This is a genomic window from Salinicola sp., assembly GCF_982684285.1.
Map to the genome: position 1 here is coordinate 9,233 of NZ_CEXLVS010000089.1, position 5,867 is coordinate 15,099.

At 65.4% G+C, this 5,867-nt stretch carries 10 protein-coding genes; 5 read left to right on the top strand and 5 right to left on the bottom strand.

The genetic code is table 11. The features are described 5' to 3' along the window. The first annotated feature begins 107 nt into the window (after positions 1-107). Positions 108-359 carry a hypothetical protein gene (locus AC3AYF_RS09660; RefSeq protein WP_295036790.1) on the top strand — a complete coding sequence of 84 codons (252 nt, stop codon included), beginning with the start codon at positions 108-110 and terminating at the stop codon, positions 357-359. A gap of 174 nt (positions 360-533) precedes the next feature. Beyond that, complete coding sequence (locus AC3AYF_RS09665) at positions 534-692, top strand: YqaE/Pmp3 family membrane protein (protein WP_110600857.1); 159 nt, start codon at positions 534-536, stop codon at positions 690-692. A gap of 52 nt (positions 693-744) precedes the next feature. Here AC3AYF_RS09665 and AC3AYF_RS09670 read toward each other — a convergent pair whose 3' ends face one another. Then, positions 745-1,119 (bottom strand): DUF6314 family protein, encoded by a 375-nt coding sequence (locus AC3AYF_RS09670; protein ID WP_295036792.1) that lies wholly within the window; start codon positions 1,117-1,119, stop codon positions 745-747. A 111-nt stretch (positions 1,120-1,230) separates the two neighbouring features. Here AC3AYF_RS09670 and AC3AYF_RS09675 point away from each other — a divergent pair, with 111 nt between their 5' ends. Beyond that, on the top strand, positions 1,231-2,121 hold the full coding sequence (locus AC3AYF_RS09675) for a carboxylate/amino acid/amine transporter (RefSeq protein WP_295036793.1): 891 nt from the start codon (positions 1,231-1,233) through the stop codon (positions 2,119-2,121). Here AC3AYF_RS09675 and AC3AYF_RS09680 read toward each other — a convergent pair. Genes AC3AYF_RS09680 through hmuQ form a run of 4 tightly spaced genes read right to left on the bottom strand, consistent with a single transcriptional unit; the run spans position 2,057 to position 4,895 of the window. Beyond that, positions 2,057-3,094, bottom strand: coding sequence for a DUF1853 family protein (locus AC3AYF_RS09680; RefSeq protein ID WP_295036795.1), 1,038 nt, complete (start codon positions 3,092-3,094; stop codon positions 2,057-2,059). The two genes, AC3AYF_RS09675 and AC3AYF_RS09680, sit on opposite strands and share 65 nt — an antisense overlap. Positions 3,095-3,104: 10 nt before the next feature. Next, positions 3,105-3,908: a serine O-acetyltransferase EpsC gene (epsC, locus tag AC3AYF_RS09685; protein ID WP_295036797.1), complete on the bottom strand. Its 804-nt coding sequence runs from the start codon at positions 3,906-3,908 to the stop codon at positions 3,105-3,107. A 35-nt stretch (positions 3,909-3,943) separates the two neighbouring features. Then, entirely contained in the window at positions 3,944-4,576 is a 633-nt protein-coding gene (locus tag AC3AYF_RS09690; RefSeq protein ID WP_295036799.1) for a cell wall hydrolase, read from the bottom strand. Further along, on the bottom strand, positions 4,560-4,895 hold the full coding sequence (gene hmuQ, locus AC3AYF_RS09695) for a heme-degrading protein HmuQ (protein WP_295036800.1): 336 nt from the start codon (positions 4,893-4,895) through the stop codon (positions 4,560-4,562). Before hmuQ ends, AC3AYF_RS09690 begins: the two co-directional genes overlap by 17 nt. Between hmuQ and AC3AYF_RS09700 the strand changes: the two genes are divergently transcribed. Together AC3AYF_RS09700 and AC3AYF_RS09705 are read left to right on the top strand one after the other, a co-directional pair. Then, positions 4,894-5,058 (top strand): hypothetical protein, encoded by a 165-nt coding sequence (locus AC3AYF_RS09700; RefSeq protein WP_295036802.1) that lies wholly within the window; start codon positions 4,894-4,896, stop codon positions 5,056-5,058. The two genes, hmuQ and AC3AYF_RS09700, sit on opposite strands and share 2 nt — an antisense overlap. Positions 5,059-5,101: 43 nt before the next feature. Then, the coding region (locus AC3AYF_RS09705) for a LysR family transcriptional regulator (protein ID WP_487779678.1) at positions 5,102-5,867 on the top strand (766 nt) is incomplete at its 3' end.

A 5,867-nucleotide genomic window follows, 5' to 3' on the forward strand; every position in this document is an offset into this window, starting at 1 on the left:
TTCCTGAGACCTTGAAGTGGCGATCGCCAGGTGCCATCTAAGAGGGTATTGCTCGGGGCCATGTCCACGGGTTGGTAGCCCCGACGCGCCGCACGGGAGGACAACGGATGAATGCTCGAGATTATCTCGCCAAGCAGGGTATAGCGCTCGACAAGGAGCAGGACAAGCCCCAGTCACTCGAGGAGAAAGCGTGGGCGCGGGCCCGGGAGGCTGCCGAACACGGTCCGAGGAGCGGCACGCCACATGATTGGGAGGATTGGGAGCGGCATCACGAGGAACTTGCCTCGGATTCGCGCTCCATCCATGCCAAGGTGAGCAAGACGCGCTCCAACGACGAGGATGCCAAGGGCCGTCATTGACGAGCGGCAGCGTTCACCGCCAAAGAACGCTATGCTGTGGCGGGGTGAATCATGACAAGTCAGCGGGGTGTTGCCATCCCGCTGCCCAAGAAGGCCGGTTCGCCGGTCGCCTTGGGGCACCACAATGGATTGTTGGCTACCAACAACGATGTCGTTCTGAGCAAAGGAGGCTACATGGACATCATTCGCATCATCTTCGCCATTCTCTTGCCGCCGGTAGGGGTGTTCCTACAGGTTGGCCTGGGACTGCAGTTCTGGATCAATATCGTGCTGACGCTGCTGGGTTACATCCCAGGCATCATTCACGCCATCTGGATCATTGCGACGCGCTGAGACGGTTTCGGCGACTCCCTTCTTCGGCTTCCTTCGGGAAGCCGTCGTCGTTTCAGCCGGCTCGATACCGGTAGAGGATACGCTCGTCCTTGCGGGGACCGACGATCCGCCACTCCAGATCGATACCGTTCGATACCAGCGTGAGCGTGGCGCTATAGGCATCGGCGGCGCATTGATGGACCTCGGCGCTGACCAGGGTGTCCCCGTCGCTGGCGACGAGATCGAAAAGCCAGACGGCAGCGGCGGCGCCACGGCGTTCGTGGGACAGCGAGATCCGCTCGGAATGAAGATCCCAGCGATAGACGTTGCGCATCGGTAGGCTGCGATCCTGGCCATCGGGTGTGAAGGTCCCCGACTCGAAGAAGCGCACGTTGTCCTGTTGTCGAACCACGTCGACCGTGCCGGTACCCCGGCCGTTCCAACTCACTCCCGAAGCCGCCCCCGATTGCGCCACGAATTCGAAGCGCGACAGACTGGGCAAAACCGCGCTTAGCCGTATAATGGCTGTCAACTTATCGTTTCTCACAGGTTGACCTGCATGTCTTACCTCGTTGGCGTCACGGCGCTCTGGGCCTTCTCCTTCAGTCTGATCGGTGTCTACCTGTCAGGGCAAGTGGATAGCTACTTTGCGGTCATGATACGTATCCTGTTGGCGACGCTGATTTTTCTGCCGTTGCTGCGTCCTGCCGCGCTGCGCTGGTCCGCGCGTCTGGGCCTCATGGCCATCGGCGGTCTCCAGCTCGGGGTGATGTATCTCTTCTTCTACCACTCGTTTCTGTTGCTGACCGTGCCGGAAGTACTGCTGTTCACCATCTTCACGCCGCTCTACATCACCCTGATCGACGACCTGCTGGCGCGGCGCTTCTCGCCGCGCTATCTCGCGGTGGCCGTGCTGGCGGTGATCGGCGCGGCGGTCATTCGATACGATGGGGTCACCGCCAACTACTGGCTCGGCTTTGTGGTCGTGCAGGGCGCGAACCTCTGCTTTGCGCTGGGCCAGGTCGGGTATCGGCACCTGGCGCAACGCCTGCCGAACGACCTGGCGCATCGCCATCTGTTTGGCTGGTTCTATCTGGGGGCGCTGTGCATCGCGCTGCCGGCTTTCTGGGTGCTGGGCGACGCCGCCAAGCTACCCACCACATCGCTCCAGTGGGGCGTACTGGGCTGGCTGGGAATCGTCGCCTCCGGGCTGGGCTATTTCCTCTGGAACAAGGGGGCCTGTCGTGTCGACGCCGGCACCCTGGCCATCATGAACAATGCGTTGATCCCTGCTGGGCTGATCGTCAACCTGCTGATCTGGAACCGGGACGCCGATCTCGTGCGGCTGGGCGTCGGCGCGCTGATCCTGGCCGGTTCGCTGTGGCTCAACGCGCGCTGGGCGAGAGGCCCGGCGGGGGCAGCGGCAGTGCCGGCGGCCACTCGTCCCTGACCACGAAAACCCGGCACTGTCCACCGTCCGACAGGGTCAGCAGCAGGTGCGCCGACTTGCCGAGGTCGCTGAAATGCCGTGCCAGCGCGTCTTCCAGCGCAGCCAGCGGCAACGGCTCGCTGGTTGGCGGCGCGAGCCAGTGAGGCTTGATCAGCAGGTGGCCAGCGGTGCCTTCGGGCAATTGCCGCACCAACGCCGGCCAGGCACTTTGATGGCACCACAGGCCTTGCGCCGCGCTGTCGTTGGCAAGCCGGGGCAGCGGCAAGCGTCGATGCCAGGGGTGGTAGAGACACCCCGGCATGATGATCCGCTGTCGTAGCGATCCGGTAGCGCCCAGTGCCTGGCGCTGTCGCCGGGCGGCCGGGGATCGGCCTCCGGGTAGCTGGTGGGACTGGAGGCGATGACATTTGATGGCCAGCGAATCGAAGCTTCCCACCCCGATCCAGCGCGCGGCGTCGTAGCGGTCTCCCGGTCCTTCCGGCAGGCCGAGGAAAAACTTGATGGCCAGCTCGACATGGAAGACATCGGTTTCGCGGTCGTCGCACGGCGGGTCGATGGCCGGAGTCGACGCGTAGAGGAGATCGAGTTCGCCCAGGGTCTGCCCATCCTCGCGTAGCGCGATGTTGTGCGCCAGTAGTCGAGTGCGGGGGGCCCGCTCCAGGATCCACTGCCAAAGCGTCTCATGGTAGATGCCCAGTCGCTGCGAGCGCCGCTCCAGTCGCTGTCGTTGAAAGTCGGCATCCAGGGTCTCCTGCTGGGCCAGCCAGGTCCGCCGGCGGTCGTGCCGGTCGAGCCCCAGTTCCGCCAGCGTGGGGCGTCCGGGGCAGTCGAGGGTGGCCATGTCCGGGGCATGCAGCAACCAGGCGATGTCGCGCACCCAGGGCTGGCTGAGTCGCGCCAGATCGTTCGCCAGTGGAGATCCCGGGGTCTGAAAGATGTCGAGGCTGACGGTTGGCTCCGAAGGGGCGAACATCGTGAATCGCTCAGCGCGGTCTGGCCGCGGGACCGATCACGGTGGCGCCGGCGGCGACACTGCGAGTGACCACGGCAGCGGCGCCGATCCGGGCGTCTTCCCCGATTTCGATGTTGCCCAGGATGGTGGCGCCGGCGCCCAGGAAGGCGCCACGGCGAACCTTGGGGTGACGGTCGCCCTTAACCTTGCCCGAACTGCCGAGGGTCACCCCGTGGAAGATCGTGACGTCGTCCTCGACGACGGCGGTCTCACCGATGACGATCCCGGCACCATGATCGACGAACAGCCCGGCGCCAAGGGTCGCGGCGGGGTGGATATCGGCACTGAACTGGACTGCCGTGCGGTACTGGAGATGGCTGGCCAGGTCGGTCAGCCCGTCCAGCCACCACTGATGGGCAATGCGGTGACACTGCACGGCCCGGTAGCCGGGAAAGAACAGCAGCGGCGTGAAGGGTTCGGGAATGGCGGCATCCTCGCGGAGCAGCGCGACCAGGTCCAGCTCGGCGGCCCTGGCGATCGCCGGATGTCGGTCGAGAAGCGCCTCGACGCGCTCTTGGGCTGCTCTCTCCGGCAGCAGCGGCGTCGTCACGGTGTCGGCGATGACCCGGGCCAGAGCGCTCGCGAAGTCCGGCACCTCCAGCAGGATGTGACGATACAGTGCCGACAGCAGCGGATCCCGGTCCACGGCGGCCCTCGCGGCCTCGGTTAGCATCCGCCACAGCGTGTCGGCATCGAGCGGGTCCGAGCATGCGCTCGTCCGATGTCCGGCATCGGCTGACAGGGTTCCCTCTTCGTCGAATCCTGGTTTCATCATCGTTGATGGCCTGCGTCTGGAGGTTGTGATCCGATTCATCCGGGCTGGCGATAGAAGTTGAACTCCCGGGTGCGGGCCGTTCTGACCAGTGTCGACATCCAGCCGGGCGAGATACTGCGATGGTGGAAGAACAGGGCGCCATGGGTGATGTCGGGGAGCGTCCCGTTGAGCGCACGGCGCGCCATCTCCCGGGCCGCCGCGTACTGATCGGGCTCGTTGGCTTCGTCGGGACGGCCGTCGCACCACCAGGAGAACTGGCAGTGTCCGCTCTCCGACCCTTGTTGAACGATGTCGCACAGGCTCGAGGGGAACTCGGGGTTGCCCAGCCGGTTCATGATCACGTTGGCGACCGCCTGCATCTCGCGCTGATCGGTGCCCTTGGCCTCCCAGTAGATGGATCGCGCCAGGCAGGTGATCGCATCGTCAAGCGGCGCCAGACCTCGCGGATCGACGGCCTCGGTGCCTTCCGGGGTCAGTCGCACCGCCTCGGGGGCCGGTTCGATCTCGTCCGTCTCGACCACCCGTCGCTCGAGTTGCACGGCTTTCTGCTTCGCGATGTCGGCTTTGGTCGGCGGTGGCGAGGCCGACGCAGGGCCGCTCGATAGCAGGCCGGCCAGGACGAGGCCGATCGCCAGCCGCCGATAGCCCCGCTCAGCCAGCGCTTTCATCGCTGCCGATCGTCTGAATGACGTCGAAGCCCTCGAACTTGGGCGGGCCGAGATAGAGGCCTTCGCGCCGGCTCTGGCCGGCGTTGGCATGGGCCGCACGAAACGCCTCCGAGTGGGTCCAGGCTTCGAAGTCAGCGCGAGAGCGCCAGACGGTATGGGACGCGTAGAGCACGTGATCCTCCTCCTCCGGGCCGCGCAACATCTGGAACTCGACGAATCCGGTCAGCCCCTGGAGATGGGTTTCGCGCTCCAGCCATAGCGTCTCGAATTCCTGGGTGCGCGCCGGGTTGACGCGAAAGCGGTTCATGGCGATGAACATGCAGTGGCTCCTGCTGGGAAGAGCGGCGCCCGGTGAGGAGATCGATGAAGCGGGTCGCCGCGAGTTTTCGGGCGTGACCGGGCAACATTGCCAGTATCCGGTGCCGAAAGTCGAGTCGAAAGCGCCGCTGCCCCAGGATGGCGTTGACGTCGTCCCGAGTTGATGGGCTAATCGTGGCAACGGTTTCCGCTCTCCGGTCGACTCTCATGGACATTCCCCATCAGCGCCTGGTCTATTTTCGCGTCGCGGTCGAGTCCGGGTCGCTGCGCAAGGCGGCGGCCCGGCTGGATATCGCACCCTCGGCGGTCAGCCGCCAGATTGCGCTGCTGGAGGCGGCTTTCGAGGCGCCGTTGCTCGAACGCACGCCGAGAGGGATCCGCCCCACGCCGGTGGGAGAGATGGCGCTCGATTACTGTCGTCGACGCGGAGACCTGGACGACGACTTCATCACCCGCCTGGAGGCCTACCAGCGCCTGGAGACCGGAACCATCTCCCTGGTGGTGGGCGAGGGCTTCATCAACGATCTGATCGATGCGCCGCTCAGGGCCTTCGCCGAGCGCTACCGGGGCGTACGCCTGGAGATCGAACAGGCGGGCACGGACGAGATCATCGAGTCCGTGGTAGAGGATCGGGCGCATATCGGGCTGATGTTCCATGAGCGGATCCATCCGCAGATTCGCTTCTGGGCCTCCAGCGGTCAGCCGCTGTTGGCGATCTGTCCTGTCGACCATCCGCTTGCCGGGGACCCCGACCCGATCTCGCTGCAGCGGCTCAGCGGGATTCCGATGGCGCTCTGGAAGCCCGGTCACGGTGTGCGCCGGCTGGTGGATCAGGCTTTCGCCCAGGCGGGCCTGCGCCCCCAGGTCGCGGTGGAGACCAACTCGATGGCGGTGCTGCGCCGCGCGGTGGTCGCGGGCATGGCTATCACGCTGCTGCCGCGTTTCGCCGTGGCACACGAGGTGGCCGACGGAA